Annotated in this window: 12 protein-coding genes and 1 tRNA gene; 4 read left to right on the forward strand and 9 right to left on the reverse strand. The window is 69.6% G+C overall.

Annotation, left to right across the window (positions count from 1 at the left end):
- Nucleotides 1-191: 191 nt before the first annotated feature.
- Nucleotides 192-3,266, forward strand: a complete 3,075-nt coding sequence (locus AB0I32_RS07580; RefSeq protein WP_357504470.1) for a CBM35 domain-containing protein — start codon at nucleotides 192-194, stop codon at nucleotides 3,264-3,266.
- A gap of 169 nt (nucleotides 3,267-3,435) precedes the next feature.
- Here AB0I32_RS07580 and AB0I32_RS07585 read toward each other — a convergent pair.
- Nucleotides 3,436-3,509 (reverse strand) — tRNA-Ile (locus AB0I32_RS07585).
- 211 nt (nucleotides 3,510-3,720) lie between these two features.
- On the opposite strand from AB0I32_RS07585, the gene AB0I32_RS07590 reads away from it, so the two are divergent.
- Nucleotides 3,721-4,908 (forward strand): RtcB family protein, encoded by a 1,188-nt coding sequence (locus tag AB0I32_RS07590; RefSeq protein WP_357504686.1) that lies wholly within the window; start codon nucleotides 3,721-3,723, stop codon nucleotides 4,906-4,908.
- 107 nt (nucleotides 4,909-5,015) lie between these two features.
- Here the strand turns inward: AB0I32_RS07590 and AB0I32_RS07595 are convergent, their stop codons facing one another.
- The 7 genes from AB0I32_RS07595 to AB0I32_RS07625 form a co-directional block, all read right to left on the reverse strand.
- Nucleotides 5,016-5,513, reverse strand: coding sequence for a DUF3145 domain-containing protein (locus tag AB0I32_RS07595; protein ID WP_108493757.1), 498 nt, complete (start codon nucleotides 5,511-5,513; stop codon nucleotides 5,016-5,018).
- 278 nt (nucleotides 5,514-5,791) lie between these two features.
- Complete coding sequence (gene def, locus AB0I32_RS07600; RefSeq protein ID WP_357504473.1) at nucleotides 5,792-6,277, reverse strand: peptide deformylase; 486 nt, start codon at nucleotides 6,275-6,277, stop codon at nucleotides 5,792-5,794.
- 158 nt (nucleotides 6,278-6,435) lie between these two features.
- Nucleotides 6,436-7,680, reverse strand: a complete 1,245-nt coding sequence (gene fabF, locus AB0I32_RS07605) for a beta-ketoacyl-ACP synthase II (protein WP_357504475.1) — start codon at nucleotides 7,678-7,680, stop codon at nucleotides 6,436-6,438.
- A 130-nt stretch (nucleotides 7,681-7,810) separates the two neighbouring features.
- The gene (locus AB0I32_RS07610) at nucleotides 7,811-8,059 is read right to left on the reverse strand and encodes an acyl carrier protein (protein WP_116676165.1); all 249 of its coding nucleotides are present in this window, start codon (nucleotides 8,057-8,059) and stop codon (nucleotides 7,811-7,813) included.
- A 127-nt stretch (nucleotides 8,060-8,186) separates the two neighbouring features.
- Nucleotides 8,187-9,188: a beta-ketoacyl-ACP synthase III gene (locus AB0I32_RS07615; protein ID WP_357504477.1), complete on the reverse strand. Its 1,002-nt coding sequence runs from the start codon at nucleotides 9,186-9,188 to the stop codon at nucleotides 8,187-8,189.
- Nucleotides 9,185-10,171: an ACP S-malonyltransferase gene (locus tag AB0I32_RS07620; protein ID WP_357504479.1), complete on the reverse strand. Its 987-nt coding sequence runs from the start codon at nucleotides 10,169-10,171 to the stop codon at nucleotides 9,185-9,187. The genes AB0I32_RS07615 and AB0I32_RS07620 overlap by 4 nt, the downstream gene beginning before the upstream one ends.
- A 119-nt stretch (nucleotides 10,172-10,290) precedes the next feature.
- The gene (locus tag AB0I32_RS07625) at nucleotides 10,291-11,424 is read right to left on the reverse strand and encodes a helix-turn-helix domain-containing protein (RefSeq protein WP_357504688.1); all 1,134 of its coding nucleotides are present in this window, start codon (nucleotides 11,422-11,424) and stop codon (nucleotides 10,291-10,293) included.
- Nucleotides 11,425-11,688: 264 nt separating this feature from the next.
- On the opposite strand from AB0I32_RS07625, the gene AB0I32_RS07630 reads away from it, so the two are divergent.
- Nucleotides 11,689-12,378 (forward strand): hypothetical protein, encoded by a 690-nt coding sequence (locus AB0I32_RS07630; RefSeq protein WP_357504481.1) that lies wholly within the window; start codon nucleotides 11,689-11,691, stop codon nucleotides 12,376-12,378.
- Between the two features lie 87 nt (nucleotides 12,379-12,465).
- On the opposite strand, the gene aceE is transcribed toward AB0I32_RS07630, so the two are convergent.
- The gene (gene aceE / locus AB0I32_RS07635; RefSeq protein WP_357504483.1) at nucleotides 12,466-15,216 is read right to left on the reverse strand and encodes a pyruvate dehydrogenase (acetyl-transferring), homodimeric type; all 2,751 of its coding nucleotides are present in this window, start codon (nucleotides 15,214-15,216) and stop codon (nucleotides 12,466-12,468) included.
- Nucleotides 15,217-15,653: 437 nt separating this feature from the next.
- Between aceE and AB0I32_RS07640 the strand changes: the two genes are divergently transcribed.
- Nucleotides 15,654-16,061: a DUF3052 domain-containing protein gene (locus AB0I32_RS07640; RefSeq protein ID WP_357504485.1), complete on the forward strand. Its 408-nt coding sequence runs from the start codon at nucleotides 15,654-15,656 to the stop codon at nucleotides 16,059-16,061.
- The last annotated feature ends 9 nt before the right edge of the window (nucleotides 16,062-16,070 follow it).

Below are 16,070 nucleotides of genomic sequence, written 5' to 3' on the forward strand. Positions count from 1 at the left end.
TCAGATAGCACGCCCCAAGGGGTTGCCATCTGAGAAACCGGTTACTAGGCTCCGGGAAACCGGTTACCCACGTGGGGTCAGTATCACCCGGCGGATCGCTCCAGAGTCGGAGCGGGCGCGTCCCGGGACCCACGTCGCACGAAGAAACACAGCACCGTCCCGCTTTCAACGACGAACGTGAGGCAACGACGATGAGAAGACCAAGAGCAGTGCAGCTCCTGTCGGCGGTGGCAGCCATGACCCTCGCGGTCACGATCGGGGTGACCGCACAGTCGGTCCCGGACGCGGCCGCCGCCACCGGTAGCGCGACGGGCTTCGCCACCCAGAACGGCGGCACCACCGGCGGCGCCGGCGGGCAGACGGTGCGGGCGAGCACCGGGACGGCGATCCATACGGCGCTGTGCAACCGCGCCACCAAGAGCACCCCGATCGTCATCGAGGTCTCTGGCACCATCAACCACGGAAACACGAGCCAGGTCTCGGGTCCAGGCTGCAGCACCGCGTCCGGTGTGATCGAGCTCAAGCAGATCAGCAACGTCTCGATCATCGGTGTGGGGAGCGGCGCGGTCTTCGACCAGATCGGCATCCACATCCGCGAGTCCAGCAACATCATCATCCAGAACGTGACGGTTCAGAACGTCAAGAAGTCCGGCTCGCCCACGTCCAACGGCGGCGACGCCATCGGCATGGAGAGCGGTGTCCGGAACGTCTGGGTCGACCACGTCAACCTGATCGCCTCGGGCGGTGAGTCGGAGGGCTACGACGGCCTCTTCGACATGAAGAACGACACCAAGTACGTGACGCTCTCCTACAGCATCATGCGCAACTCCGAGCGTGGCGGGCTGGTCGGATCCAGCGAGACCGACGTCTCCAACAGCTTCATCACCTACCACCACAACCTGTACCAGAACCTGAACTCCCGGGTGCCGCTGCTGCGCGGCGGCACCGCCCACATCTACAACAACCACTACACGGGCATCGTGGAGTCCGGCATCAACTCGCGGGCCGGGGGCAAGGCGAAGGTCGACAACAACTACTTCGAGGACTCCAAGGACGTGCTCGGCACGTTCTACACCGACCAGGCCGGCTACTGGCAGGTCGCGGGCAACATCTTCGACAACGTGACGTGGTCCCCGCGCAGCGGCGACCACAACCCGGCGGGCCCGAACCCGACGTCGAACACCTCGGTCAGCATCCCGTACTCGTACCCGATGGACGCGGCCAGCTGCGTGCCGTCGGTCGTGAGCCAGACGGCGGGCGCGAACAAGGGCAACCGGGTCTCGGACGGCAGCTGCACGCCGACCAACCCGGACCCGGACCCGACTCCGACCGACCCCACGGACCCCACGGACCCGACGGACCCGCCCACGGGCACCAACCTGAGCCTGGGCGCGGGCGCCGACGGCTCCAGCAAGGCCAGCGGCACCAGCTTCGGCAACGTGCTCGACGGGAACACCGCCACCTACTGGTCACCCTCTGGCTCGACCGGACGTGTCTCGATCAAGTGGGCATCCCCGAAGACGGTGTCCAGCGTCAACATCCGTGAGGCCTCCGGCGCGGTCGGCAACATCGGCTCGTGGCGCATCGTCAACAACGACAACGGTGCGGTGCTGGCGACCGGCAGCGGCGCGAAGGCCGTCAACTTCGCCGCGACGTCGCTGACCAAGATCAACTTCGAGATCACCAGCTCGACCGGTACACCCCGGGTCGCCGAGTTCGAGACGTACGCGGGATCGTCGGCCGCGGCCGCCACGACCATGGGGGCCTCGGCGGTCGCCGCGGTGGAGCGGTTCGAGGCCGAGTCGTCCGCGGCGACCTGCGGCGGCACCATCGACACGAACCACTCCGGCTACTCCGGCAGCGGGTTCTGCAACACCACCAACGCGTCCGGCGCGGCGCTGCAGGTCAACGTCGGCAACGGGGTCGCAGGGGCCGCGACCCTCGCGGTCCGGTTCGCCAACGGCGGCACCACCGCCCGCACCGCGGACCTCGTCGTGAACGGCACCAGGGTCCAGGCGGTCTCGTTCGAGCCGACGGGTGCGTGGAACACCTGGTCGACCAAGTCCCTGCCGGCCACCCTGGTCGCGGGTGCCAACACGATCCGGATCGTCGCGACCAACTCGGGTGGTCTGGCGAACATCGACTACGTCGAGGCCCCGACCGGTGGTACCACCGAGCCGCCCGTCGGGGACGCGCTGTACGTGGCGCCCGGCGGCACGGACAGTGCCGCGGGGACCCTGGCGAACCCGACGACGCTCGCGTCGGCGATCAACCGGATCGCCGCCGGTGGCACGATCTACCTGCGTGGCGGCACCTACAACTACTCGCAGACGATCGCGATCCCGCCGGGCAAGAACGGCCTGTCGGGCAACCGCACCGAGATCTTCGCGTACGCCGGTGAGCGGCCGGTGCTGAACTTCTCGGCGCAGAGCGAGGACCCGGCCAACCGCGGCCTCGCGATCGGCGGCGACTGGTGGCACCTGCGCGGCATCGTCGTCGAGCGCGCCGGCGACAACGGAATCCTCCTCGGTGGCGACAACAACATCATCGAGCGGGTGGTCACCCGGCACAACCGTGACTCGGGGCTCCAGCTCTCCCGCTACACCGCGGGGGCGCCCCGGGCCGACTGGCCCGCGAACAACCTCATCGTGTCCTCGGAGTCGCACGACAACGTCGACTCCGACGGTGAGGACGCCGACGGGTTCGCGCCGAAGCTCACCGTGGGCACCGGCAACGTCTTCCGGTACACCGTCGCCCACAACAACATCGACGACGGCTGGGACCTGTACACGAAGTCCGACACCGGTGCGATCGGCGCGGTCACCATCGAGGACTCGCTCTCCTACGAGAACGGGACCCTGTCCAACGGCGGCCAGGCCGGCAACGGCGACCGCAACGGCTACAAGCTCGGCGGCGAGGACATCGCGGTGAACCACATCGTGAAGCGCAGCATCGCCTTCGACAACGGCAAGCACGGGTTCGGCTACAACCGGAACCTCGGCTCGCTGACCGTCGAGAACAACCTGAGCATCGGCAGCGCGGAGCGCAACTTCAACTTCGACGGCGGCTCGTCGACGTTCCGCAACAACACGTCCTGCAACAGCGGGTCGAACGACCGGATCATCGGCAACGACGCGGGCGGCAACCAGTGGTACGCCGGCTCGAACGGGTCCCGGTGCGCGCAGTACTCCGGTTCCCTGAGCTGGTCCTTCGCGTCCGACGGGCGCCTCGCCGTGACGATCGGAGGCACCGCCGTCAACCTGTGACCTGACGGCAGCTGAGTGCAGCGGACGGCTGCGGGCGGTTTCTGGAGGATGCGATGACGCATCCCGGGAAGCCGCCCGCAGCCGTCGGCGTCGGCGGACTGCCTGCGTGGGCCAGCACTCGGCGAGGGCACGAAAGAGACCCGGAATCGGCGGGATTCCGGGCCTCTCGTGCCCCGTACAGGACTTGAACCTGTGACCGAGAGATTATGAGTCTCCTGCTCTGACCAACTGAGCTAACGGGGCCGGTCCGCGGCACGAAGCCGCGGGAGGATCTTACTGCCTCGGGCAGGGAATGCAGGCCCATCCACGCGACCGTGGACAGGGGCGGTCGAAATGACCTGGCGCCCCCTCGGCGTCCGCCCTTAGGTTCTGCGAGCCAACCCCAAAGAACTGGAGTAATGCCATGTCCTCGAACTTCCCGGTCGCTCTGTCGGGCGCCCGGGCGCAGACCCTCATGTGGGCGCACGAGCACGACGTCGACCACGCCGCGCTGAACCAGCTGCGGAACATCTCGGCCCTGCCGTGGGTGGCCGGCGTGCGCGTGATGCCCGACGTCCACCTCGGCAAGGGTGCGACCGTCGGATCCGTGATCGCCATGCGCGACGCCGTGTCGCCGAACGCCGTCGGTGTCGACATCGGCTGCGGAATGATCGGTGTCCGCACCTCGCTCACCGCCGCCGACCTGCCGGACGACCTCTCGCGCCTCCGGGCGCGCATCGAGGCCGCGATCCCCGTCGGGTTCCACTCCCACGGCGAGCAGGTGGACCTGCGCCGCCTGCGGCCCGTGAAGGGTTCTGGGGGCCAGGAGCGGCTGCGGGGCGAGCAGGCGTTCTGGGACCGGTTCGAGACGCTGGACCCGAAGGTCCGCCAGCTGGAGACGCGAGCGCGCAAGCAGCTCGGTTCGCTGGGTGGGGGCAACCACTTCGTCGAGGTATGTCTGGACTCGGACGACCAGGTCTGGCTCCAGCTCCACTCCGGCTCCCGCAACATCGGCAAGGAGCTCGCGGAGCACCACGTCGGCATCGCGAAGCGCCTCGAGCACAACGTGGGACTCGTCGACCGTGAGCTCGCCGTGTTCCTCGGCGGCACGCCCGAGATGGACGCGTACCTCAACGACCTCTGGTGGGCGCAGGAGTACGCGGCCAGGTCCCGCGCGGTCATGATGGCGCTGACCGTCCAGGCGGTCCGCGACGAGTTCGCGGCGATGTCCGACGGCGGCCGCGAGCTCACCTTCGACGAGGGCGTGAACGTGCACCACAACTACGTGGCGCGCGAGCAGGTCGACGGCGAGGAGCTGATCGTCACCCGTAAGGGCGCCATCCGGGCGGGCAAGGGCGACCTGGGCCTCATCCCCGGATCGATGGGCACCGGCTCGTACGTGGTGCGCGGCCTGGGCAACCCGGAGTCGTACTGGTCGGCGTCGCACGGCGCGGGTCGGCGGATGTCGCGGACCCGGGCCAAGCAGCAGTTCACGCTCGACGACCTCGCCGCCCAGACCGAGGGCGTCGAGTGCCGCAAGGACCGGGGAGTGCTCGACGAGATTCCCGGCGCCTACAAGGACCTCGACGCGGTGATCGCGGCGCAGTCCGACCTCGTGGAGGTCGTGGCCCGGCTGCGGACGGTGCTCTGCGTGAAGGGCTGACCCACTGGTCAGCCCGCAGACGAGAACGGGGTTGTGTTCATCAGGGGACTCCTGACGAACACAACCCCGTTCTCGTTGGCCGGGTCGATACCGGGTCGAGGGGAAGGTCAGCCGACCTGGTGGAGCCAGCGGACCGGAGCGCCCAGGCCCGCGTAGCGGAACGGCTCGAGCTCGTCGTCCCAGGCGGCGCCCAGGGCGAGGTCGAGGGCGTCCCGCATGGCACGCGGGTCAGCGAGCTCCAGGGCCGCACGGACGCGGTCCTCCTGGACCACCACGTTGCCGTGTACATCCGTCATGGCGTGGAAGATGCCGAGGTCGGGGGTGTGCGACCAGCGGGCGCCGTCGGCCCCATTGCTCGCGTCCTCGGTGACCTCGTACCTGAGGTGGGACCAACCGCGCAGGGCGGACGCGAGCTTGGCGCCCGTACCCTGCGGGCCCTGCCACGAGTATTCGGCACGGTACAGACCGCGTCCCGCGGGCTGCGCGGTCCAGTCCATGGATACGCGCACGCCAAGTACGTTCCCCGCTGCCCACTCGATGTGGGGGCACAGGGCACGAGGCGCCGAGTGCACAAAAAGCACACCCCGCGTGATGACACCGGCCATGTCTTCCTCCCTGGGTCGAGGTACGTCTTCCCCTACGTCCTCACCAGGGCGGTGACGCTGTGGTCGGCTGCACAGCGGTGCTTCGGACCACATACTGCCCGATCCGCCGACGAGATGCGAGGCGAAACGGCGCGCACGCGTCGAATCAATCACCACGTACGACGAGTTCGTGCGGCACATTCTTGCCTAAAAAGCCGCACCACCACTAGTGCCCCTTAAGACTTTCTTGAGATTGATCCCACAGGGCGTGGCACGTATCAAACAGGGCGGTCAGACCCTCATAGGCGCGCGCGAAGCTCCCGCATCGCCGCGCGGCGCGTCTCCTTCTGGAGGCGGTCGAGATAGACCATGCCGTCCAGGTGGTCGCACTCGTGCTGGAGGCAACGGGCCATGATCCCTGTGCCCTCCACGGTGATCGGCTCGCCGTCCAGGTTGATGCCCTCGACCCTGGCGTAGTTGGCCCGCACAGTGGGGTACCAGAGGCCCGGGACGGACAGGCAGCCCTCGCCGCCGTCCTGCTGCTCCTCGCCCAGCTCGACGATGCGCGGGTTGATCACGTAGCCGATCTCGCCCTCGATGTTCCACGAGAAAGCCCGCAGCGAGACGCCTATCTGGTTGGCGGCCAGTCCGGCACGCCCCTCGTCGTCGACCGTGTCGACCAGGTCCGCGACCAGGCTGCGGACGCGGTCGTCGATAGTCGTCACGGTGTCGCACGGGGTACGCAGTACTGGGTCGGGAACCACACGGATCTCACGCATTGCCATGCGGACATTCTCCCATGTCAGACGAAGGGGGCGCGGGCAGGGCGGGCTCGCGTGGCGTGGGTTTGGTCTCGACAGGCTCGACCAGCGGCACACGAGTCAGGCGCTCAGGTCACCTGGATGACCTGAGCGCCTGACCCGTGCACGACCCGCGGCCGGGGTCAGTTGTTCTGGACCACCAGGGCGACGTTGTGCCCGCCGAAGCCGAAGGAGTTGTTGATGGCGGCGATGTCGCCACCGGGCAGCTTCGCCGGCTCGTCGCGCACGAGCGGCACCTGCAGCTCCGGGTCGGGGTTGTCCACGTTGATCGTCGGCGGGGCGAGGCGCTCGGAGATCGCCTTGACCGCGAACAGCGACTCGATGGCGCCCGCGCCGCCCAGCAGGTGGCCCGTCATGGACTTCGTCGCCGAGAGCAGCACGTGGTCGGCCTCGGAACCCAGCAGCGTCCGGATGGAGGACGTCTCGGTGAGGTCGCCCACCTTGGTGGAGGTGGCGTGCGCGTTGACGTGCACGATGTCGGCGGCGGTCACCCCGGCGTCCTGCATCGCGAAGCGCATGGCCGCGACCTGGCCCTTGCCCTCGGGGTCGGGAGAGGTGATGTGGTACGCGTCGGACGACAGGCCCACGCCGCTGATCTTGGCGTAGACGCGGGCGCCGCGGGCGGCGGCGTGCTCGGCGCTCTCCAGCACCAGGACCGCCGCACCCTCACCGAGCACAAAACCGTCGCGGTCGACGTCGTACGGGCGCGAGGCCCGCTGCGGGTCGTCGTTGCGGAGCGAGAGCGTCCGCGAGGCCGCGAACGCGCCCAGCGGCATCGGGTGGATGGCCGCCTCGGTGCCGCCGGCCACGACGACGTCGGCGCGGCCGGAGCGGATCATCTCGACGGCGTAGCCAACGGCCTCGGCGCCCGAGGCGCACGCGGACACGAGCGCGTGGGTGCCCGCGCGGGCACCGAGCTCGAGCGACACGAAGGCCGAGGGGGAGTTCGGCATGAGCATGGGGACGGTCATGGGCAGCATGCGCCGGGCGCCGCGCTCACGGAGCGTGTCCCAGCCGTCCAGGATGGTCTGGATGCCGCCGATGCCGGACGACACCACGGCGCCGAGCCGGTCGCCGTCGATCTCGGGGCTGCCCGCGTCGGTCCATGCCTCACGCGTCGCGACGATCGCGTACTGCGCGGACGGGTCCATGCGCTTGGTCTCGGGGCGGGAGAGCACCTCTGCCGGGTCCACCTTGATGGTGGCGGCGAAGGTCACGGGGATCCCGTACTTCTCGGCCCAGTCGTTCTCCAGGGTGCGTGCCCCTGATACACCGGCGAGAGCGGCCTCCCACGTGGATGCCACGTCCCCGCCGAGGGGTGTGGTGGCGCCGAGGCCGGTGACGACGACTTCGCGTGCGGAGGACATGATGATGCTCCCGGGAGTGGTGGGACGAAGGGGGCAGGTGCAAAAAGGTGCTGCCTGGTGAGCAGCGAGTGCCCGACGGCGGCACGGGCCCGGTGAAGCAGGGGCCGCACTGCCGCCGTCGGGGGGCGGCTCAGGCCTGAGCGCCCTTGATGAAGCTCACTGCGTCGCCGACGGTCGAGAGGTTCTTGACCTCTTCGTCCGGGATGCGAACCTCGAACTTGTCCTCGGCGTGCGTGACGATGGTCATCATCGACAGGGAGTCGATGTCGAGGTCGTCCTGGAAGGACTTCTCGAGCAGAACGTCGGCCTTGTCGAGGCCCGTCTCCTCGGCAACGATCTCGGCGAGGCCCTCGAGGATCTCCTGGTCCGTGTTGGCCATGGGACTTCCTTATCTTTCGTAACGGTCACCGGCGCCGTCGGGCACCGGAGTCTTGCTGGTCAGATCTTGGCGTATCTCGCGACCGGAATGCACGGCGGGTCATTTCGTTGCGACCCGCCGCATACGGCTACGGCAGCACCACGACCTGCGCGGCGTAGACGAGGCCCGCGCCGAACCCGATCTGGAGGGCGAGGTCGCCCGACTTGGCCTGCCCCTCCGCGAGGAGGCGCTCTGCGGCCAACGGGATCGACGCCGCCGACGTGTTGCCGGTCTCGGCGATGTCGCGCGCTATGACCACGGTATCCGGCAGACCCAGCTGCTTCTTCATCTGGTCGATGATCCGCATGTTGGCCTGGTGCGGGATGAAGACCTGGATGTCCTCGGCGGTGACGCCTGCCTCGGCCATCGCCTTCTCCGCGACGGGCGCCATCTGGAAGCTCGCCCACTTGAACACGGTAGGCCCGTCCTGGCGCAGCGTGGGCCAGCCGAGCGAGGGGTCCTCGCGCAGCTCGGTCCAGGAGTGCGTCTGGCGGATCGCGGTGGCCTTGGCGCCGTCCGAACCCCATACGGTCGGGCCGATGCCCGGGGTGTCCGACGGGCCGACGATCGCGGCGCCCGCGCCGTCGCCCAGCAGGAACGAGATGGAGCGGTCGGACGGGTCGATGATCTCGCTGAGCTTCTCGGCGCCGACCACCAGCACGTGCCGGGCAAGGCCCGAGCGGACGAGGGCGTCCGCCTGGCCGATGCCGTAGGCGTAGCCGGCGCATGCGGCCGACACGTCGTAGGCGGCGGCCGGCGTCGCGCCGATGCGCTCGGCGAGGATCGCGGCGCCCGACGGCGTCATGTGCATGTGCGTGATCGTCGACAGGATGATCGCGTCGATGTCGGCGCCGGTCAGGCCTGCGGCCTCCAGCGCCTTGTTGGCGGCGGCCTCGGACAGGTCGAGCACGTCCTTGTCCGCGCCGGCCCGGCGGCGCGTGATGATGCCGGTGCGCTGGCGGATCCACTCGTCCGAGGAGTCGATGGGACCGGCGATGTCGTCGTTGGTCACGACGAGCTCGCCGCGTTCCCCGCCGATCGCCAGGATCCGCGAGAACTGCGTGGGCTGGGCCTGCTGGAGGATGGTCACTGGTCTGCTCCGGTCGTGCTGGTGCCGGTGGAAAGGACAGTGCTGTGTGCCGCGATGAGCGCGCGCGCCGCATCGAGGTCGGCGGGCGACTTCACCGCGACGGTCTCCACGCCCTTGAGGCCGCGCTTGGCGAGGCCCGTCAGGACGCCGCCCGGGGCGAGCTCGAGCAGGCCGGTCACGCCGCGCTCGGCAAGGCTCGTCATGATCAGGTCCCACCGGACCGGCGCCGTGACCTGGCCCGCGATGTTGCGCAGCACGTCAGCGCCGGTGCCGTGGCCGTTGGCCCCGCCCGTGTAGGCGGTGCCGTCGAGGTCCGCGAGGAACGGCAGCGTCGGGTCGGCGGCGTCCCAGTCGAGGGCCACCGGCTCGAACTCGGCGCGGGCCGCGTCCATGAACGGGGTGTGGAAGGCGCCGGCGACCTGCAGCGGGATCACCCGGGCGCGGGTCGGCGGGTTCTCGGCCAGCTTGGCGAGGTTCTCCAGCGCACCGGCCGCGACGGTCTGGCCCGCGCCGTTGACGTTGGCGGGCCACAGGCCCGCGGCCTCGATCGCGGCGAGCACCTCTTCCGGGTCGCCGCCCACGACGGCGCTCATGCCCGACGGCGCAGCAGCTGCCGCCGTGGCCATCGCCCGGGCACGGTGTGCGACCAGGCCGGCCGCACCGTCGTCCGACAGGGCGCCTGCCACTGCCGCTGCCGACAGCTCGCCGACGGAGTGACCAGCAGTGATGTCCGCGACCTCGGCGGCGGCGCGGCCGTCCAGCAGGGCGCGCAGCGCGAGCAGCGACGTGGTGACGATCAGGGGCTGGGCCACGGCGGTGTCGCGGATGGTGTCGGCGTCCGACGTCGTTCCGTGCGCCACCAGGTCCAGGTTCGAGGCCTCGGATGCTGCGGCGAGGCGTTGTTCGGTTCCGGGCAGCTCGAGCCAGTCGCTGAGCATCCCGGGGGTCTGAGAGCCCTGTCCAGGGCAGACGACGGCGAGCACGCGTCCACTCTGCCAACCCGAAGAGCTCGCAGGACGTCGCGACCTGTACCAACCTGGTCGAGGCCCCTTGTGGAGAACCTACAAGGCACTGACCTCGGCGAAGAGTGCGGACAGAACGGTCAGCCGCGGCCGAGCTGGCCCAGTGCCAGGGCTACCTGCAGCACGAACGACTCGCGGGCGTCGAGCGGGTCCCACCCTGTGATCTCCGACACCTTGCGGAGCCGGTAGCGCACCGTGTTGGGGTGAACGTACAGATGGCGTGCCGCGGCCTCCAGCGAGCGGCCGGTGCCCAGGTAGGCCGAAAGGGTCTCCAGCACGGCGCCGCCGGCGTCCTGCAGCGGGGTGAAGGCCTGGGCGATCAGCGTGGCGCGGGCGGTGTAGTCGCCGGTCAGCACGCGTTCGGGCAGGAGGTCGTCGGCCATGACCGGGCGGGGCGCCTGCGGCCATGCCGGAGCGGCGGTCAGGCCTGCGAGCGCGGACCGGGCCGACCGGGCGGCGTCGGTCAGGCTGGGCACCTGGGTGCCGATCACCACGGGACCCATGCCGAAGCGGCTCAGGAGCGACGTGGCGGCCGCGACGAGGTCGCCCTCGCCGCCGAGGACGAGGACGAGCCGGTCGCCGTGGATCCCGACGAGGGCGTCGCCCGCGGCGCGCCGGGCGACGCGGCGGATCTCGGCGGTGCGGATCTCGTCGAGCTGCTCGGTGGCGAGGCCCACGACGACGAGCGCGTTGCCGCGGCCGCTCCACCCGAGGGCCGAGATGCGCGAGCGGAGGGAGTCGTCGCCGTCGCCGCGCACGAGCGCGTCGACCACGAGGGCCTCGAGACGGGCGTCCCAGGCCCCGCGCCACTCGGCGGCGCGGGCGTAGACCTCGGCAGCGGAGAACGCGACCTCGCGGGAGTAGCGCAGCACCGCCTCGCGCAGGTCGCGCTCGCCGCCGGGCGCGGCGATCCGGTCGGAGTGCGTCTCGACGACGTCGACCACCACACGCACGAGCTGCAGGGTGTGCTGGAGCGAGATGGAGCGGGTCAGCTCGGTAGGGGCCGCGGCGAAGATCTCGCTGACGCCGTGCGGCGGCCGGTCCGGGTCGGTGAACCAGGAGGTGAACGCGTTGATGCCGGCCTGAGCGACGAGGCCGACGTACGAGCGGTCCTCCGCGGGGAGCTCGCGGTACCAGTTGAGGTCCTCGTCCAGGCGCCGCATGGCGGCGGCGGTGAGCAGGCCGCTGGCCTCGCGGACCCGCTGGAGGTTCATCGGGAACCCGGCGGGGTCGGTCGCCGCGGCCTCCGGGGCGGGTTGCGTCACGGGCGCCGGGGCGTCCTGGCCGGGGTCCTGGCTGCCGCCGCGGTCGGCTACGGGCCCGGCCTCCCGGTCGGTCTTCTGAGCGCTGGTTCGCGCGCCCCGTCGAGTTGCTGGCACCCCGGCAGCATACGAGTCCGAGTTGTGGGGAGTCCACAAACGGACTTTCAAGGCAGGGTGATCCCAGTGAGTTGGGGAGGAAAACTGTAGGGTCGAGGCATGGCCCTGATGCATCGGCTCCGCCGCCTCATCCGTCGGCCCCTGTCTGCGTCCACGGTCGGTGCTCGCCGCCCGTCGCCGTCGGCGCCCCGACGAGGGGACGCGGGACACGAGGACGCGCTGCGCGCCCAGCTGACCGACGATCCGAACAACGAAGAGGCTTTCGGCGCTCTGGCAGAGATCGTGCGCCGCCGTGCCGCCGAGGACCCGACGCTGGAGGACCCGTTGCGGGACTCCGACGAGATCCCCGAGTCCAAGCAGCGCGAGGCGGACCTCGCGGTCTGGGCGCTGGCCGAGGAGCTGGCCGGGCACCCGCGCGGCTGGTACCCGCTGATCGAGCTGGGCCGGCTGTCGCTGGCCGACGACCCGGAGGGCGCCGTCCGGCGGTTCGCCACGGCTGCCGAACGCGATCCTGACGGTCGTGCGCTGGCGGAGGGCCTCGCGATCCTGCGTGACGCGGGGATGCCCGTGGAGGCCATGGGGCTGGGTGTGGGGCACTGGCGCGTGCGGGAGCACTCGCCGGTCGTCGGGAAGCATCTGGTGCTTGCCGCGCTGGAGGCCGACCGGGTGCTCGAGGCCCGGCAGCACCTGCGGGCGCTGGAGATGCACCCGGACACGAAGGCGGTCAGGCCGCTGCGGGACGAGCTGGAGAAGGCGATCGCCGCGGCCGAGCAGAACCCGGCCAGATAGAACCCTGACGAGACAGAACCCCTGGCGAGACAGAACTGCAGCGCACCGATCATCGGTGCGCTGCAGTTCTGTCTCGGCGGGGCGAGGTCAGCTGTCGCCGCCCGCGGTGCCGGACGTGCCGGCGGTGACGTCGAGCAGGCGGTACTTCTCGACGGCCTTCGCGACGACGTCGGTCGGCACCTCGCCACGGCGGGCGAGGACCTGCAGCGTCCGGACCACCATCGACGGTCCGTCGATGAGGAAGAACCGTCGCGCGGCGGCACGGGTGTCGGAGAAGCCGAACCCGTCGGCGCCGAGCACCGCGTAGTCACCGGGGACCCACGCGCGGATCTGGTCGGGGACCAGGTGGTCGTAGTCGCTGGTGGCGATGAACGGCCCCTGGGCGCCGGACAGCTTCTCCGTGACGTACGGCGTCCGCATGGGCGCCGTCGGGTTGACCAGGGAGTCGTGCTCGGCCGCCAGGGCGTCGCGACGCAGCTCGTTCCAGCTGGTCACGGACCAGACGTCGGCAGAGACACCCCAGTCCTCCTTGAGGAGCTGCTGCGCCTCGAGCGCCCACGGCACACCCACGCCGGAGGAGAGGAGCTGGGCCTTGGGGCCCTCGGCGTCCGACACCGAGATGCGGTGGATGCCGCGCTTGATGCCCTCGACGTCGACGTCCTCCGGCTCGACCGGCTGGACCATCGGCTCGTTGTACACCGTGAGGTAGTACATGACGTCCTGGTCGCGGCCGTCGGAGCCGTCGCCGTACATGCGCTCGATGCCGTCGCGCATGATGTGCCGGATCTCGTACCCGTAGGCAGGGTCGTACTGCACGATCGAGGTGTTCGTACCGGCGATGAGCGGGCTGTGCCCGTCGGCGTGCTGCAGGCCCTCACCCGTGAGGGTGGTGCGGCCAGCGGTCGCGCCGATGATGAAGCCGCGCGTCATCTGGTCGCCGGCTGCCCAGAACTGGTCGCCCGTGCGCTGGAAGCCGAACATCGAGTAGAAGATGTAGACCGGGATCATCGGCTCGCCGTGCGTGGCGTACGACGTACCCACCGACTGGAACGCGGCGGCGGAACCGGCCTCGTTGATGCCGGTGTGCATGATCTGGCCGGACTCGGACTCCTTGTAGCTCAGCATGAGCTCGCGGTCCACGGCGAGGTAGTTCTGGCCGAGCGTGTTGAAGATCTTGGCGCTCGGGAAGATCGAGTCGAGGCCGAAGGTGCGGGCCTCGTCCGGGATGATCGGCACGATGCGGTTGCCGAAGTCCTTGGCCTTGAAGAGATCCTTGAGCAGCCGCACGAACGCCATGGTCGTGGCGATCTGCTGCGTGCCGGAACCCTTCTTCAGCAGCTCGTAGGTCTTGTCCTCGGGCAGCTTGAGGGTCGTCTTCGCGACGGTCCGGCGTTCCGGTACGAAGCCACCGAGCTGACGGCGGCGCTCCAGCATGTACTGGACCTCCGGCGCGTCGGCCCCGGGGTGGTAGTACGGCGGCAGGTACGGGTCGGCCTCGAGCTCGGCGTCCGAGATCGGGATACGCAGCGAGTCGCGCAGCGTCTTGAGGTCGTCGCCCTTGAGCTTCTTCATCTGGTGCGTCGAGTTGCGGCCGGCGAAGCCGGAGCCCAGGCCGTAGCCCTTCACGGTGTGCGCGAGGATGATCGTCGGCTGGCCGGTGTGCGCGCGCGCCGCGGAGTAGGCCGCGTAGAGCTTGCGGTAGTCGTGCCCGCCGCGCTTCATGTTCCAGATGTCGTCGTCGGTCATGTTCTCGACGAGGGCCTTCGTACGCGGGTCGCGCCCGAAGAAGTGCTCGCGGATGAACGCGCCGGACTCCGCACGGTAGGTCTGGTAGTCACCGTCGGGCGTGACGTTCATCAGGTTGACCAGCGCGCGGTCCTTGTCGGCGTTGAGCAGGGTGTCCCACTCGCGGCCCCAGACGACCTTGATGACGTTCCAGCCGGCACCCTTGAACTGGGCCTCCAGCTCCTGGACGATCTTGCCGTTGCCGCGCACCGGGCCGTCGAGCCGCTGCAGGTTGCAGTTCACGACGAACGTCAGGTTGTCCAGCTGCTGCTGGGCGGCGTGCTGGATCATGCCGCGGCTCTCGGGCTCGTCCATCTCGCCGTCGCCGAGGAAGGCCCAGACGTCCTGCTGGCTGGTGTCCTTGATCCCGCGGTTGTGCAGGTACTTGTTGGTCCATGCCTGGTAGATCGCCGACGCCGGGCCGAGGCCCATGCTGACGGTCGGGAACTCCCAGAAGTCCTGCATGAGGCGCGGGTGCGGGTAGGACGGCAGGCCGCCACCCGGGTGCGACTTCTCCTGGCGGAACCCGTCGAGCTGGTCCGCGGACAGGCGACCCTCGAGGTACGCCCGGGCGTAGACGCCGGGGGAGGCGTGGCCCTGGAAGTAGATCTGGTCGCCGCCGCCCGGATGGTCCTTGCCCCGGAAGAAGTGGTTCAGGCCCACCTCGTACAGCGTCGCAACGGACGCGTACGAGGAGATGTGCCCACCGACGCTGAGGCCCTCGCGCTGTGCGCGCGTCACCATGACCGCCGCGTTCCAACGGATCCACGAGCGGTAGCGCCGCTCCATGGCCTCGTCGCCCGGGAAGTACGGCTCCTCGTGGACACCGATGGTGTTCACGTAGGGCGTCGCCATCGACGCGGGGATGCTCACATTCCGCTCTCGCGCCCGGCGCAGCAGGTTGAGCATGACGTACCGGGCGCGGGGTCCGCCCTTGTCGTCGATCAGCCCGTCGAAGGACTCGACCCATTCCTCGGTCTCGGCCGGGTCGATGTCAGGTACGGCGCTGAGCAGACCGTTGATCAGCGGTCCGGTCTCGTCAAACGAAGCCACCAGCAACCTCTCTCGGTGTCGCGCGGCGGGGTCGCGGTTCGCGCTCCTCGCCGCCTCGTCAGGACCCGTCGCGTCGGCGGTGCGTCGCCACAGCTGGGGTTGCGACTGTGCACGCCCACGCGCAGGTGGTCCTAGTCATTCTGTCCCCTCACAGCGTGCGCTCACACCATAGGGCGGTCAAGAGTGCGTGATCTGCGTTACGTCTGTACCGGTTCGCGCCATAATTGATACGGGGTATCGCAATGGTGAGACTGAGTGCATGACTTGTGCGTTGCCGAGGTCTCATCGATTCATCAAAAAGACACCACGCGACCTGGTTGCGAGGCATGGCGGGGGTGCGTGCACTACCTTTGGCGACGGAGGGCCCGCGTAGGGTCGGACAGACACACATACGACCCGGCTGCGAGTGCCGGACAGAGAGAGGGACGATCAACCAAGTGAGCACGGACACCCAGGGCGCCGGGCGCCTCGGTTTCGAGGCCGGCCAGGTGGTGCAGGAGTTCGGCTGGGGCGACGACGTCGACGACGCGCTCCGGGCGGACATCGAAAAGATCATCGGCAGCGAGCTGGAGGACGAGGACTTCGGCGACGTGACCGACGGCGTCATCCTCTGGTGGCGGGAGGACGACGGAGACCTCACCGACGCACTCGTGGATGTGCTGACCGTGCTGGACGACGGCGGCATCATCTGGATCTTCACGCCCAAGCCCGGCCGGGACGGCGAGGTGGGCCACAGCGACATCCAGGAGGCCGCCACGACGGCCGGCCTGCAGACCACCAGCACCTTCGCCATCGCGGAGGACTGGTCGGCGACGAGGCTCGCCTACCGGGGCCGCGGCAAGTGACGGCCCTAC

It is taken from the genome of Promicromonospora sp. NPDC050249, from assembly GCF_040656015.1.
Classification (GTDB): domain Bacteria; phylum Actinomycetota; class Actinomycetes; order Actinomycetales; family Cellulomonadaceae; genus Promicromonospora.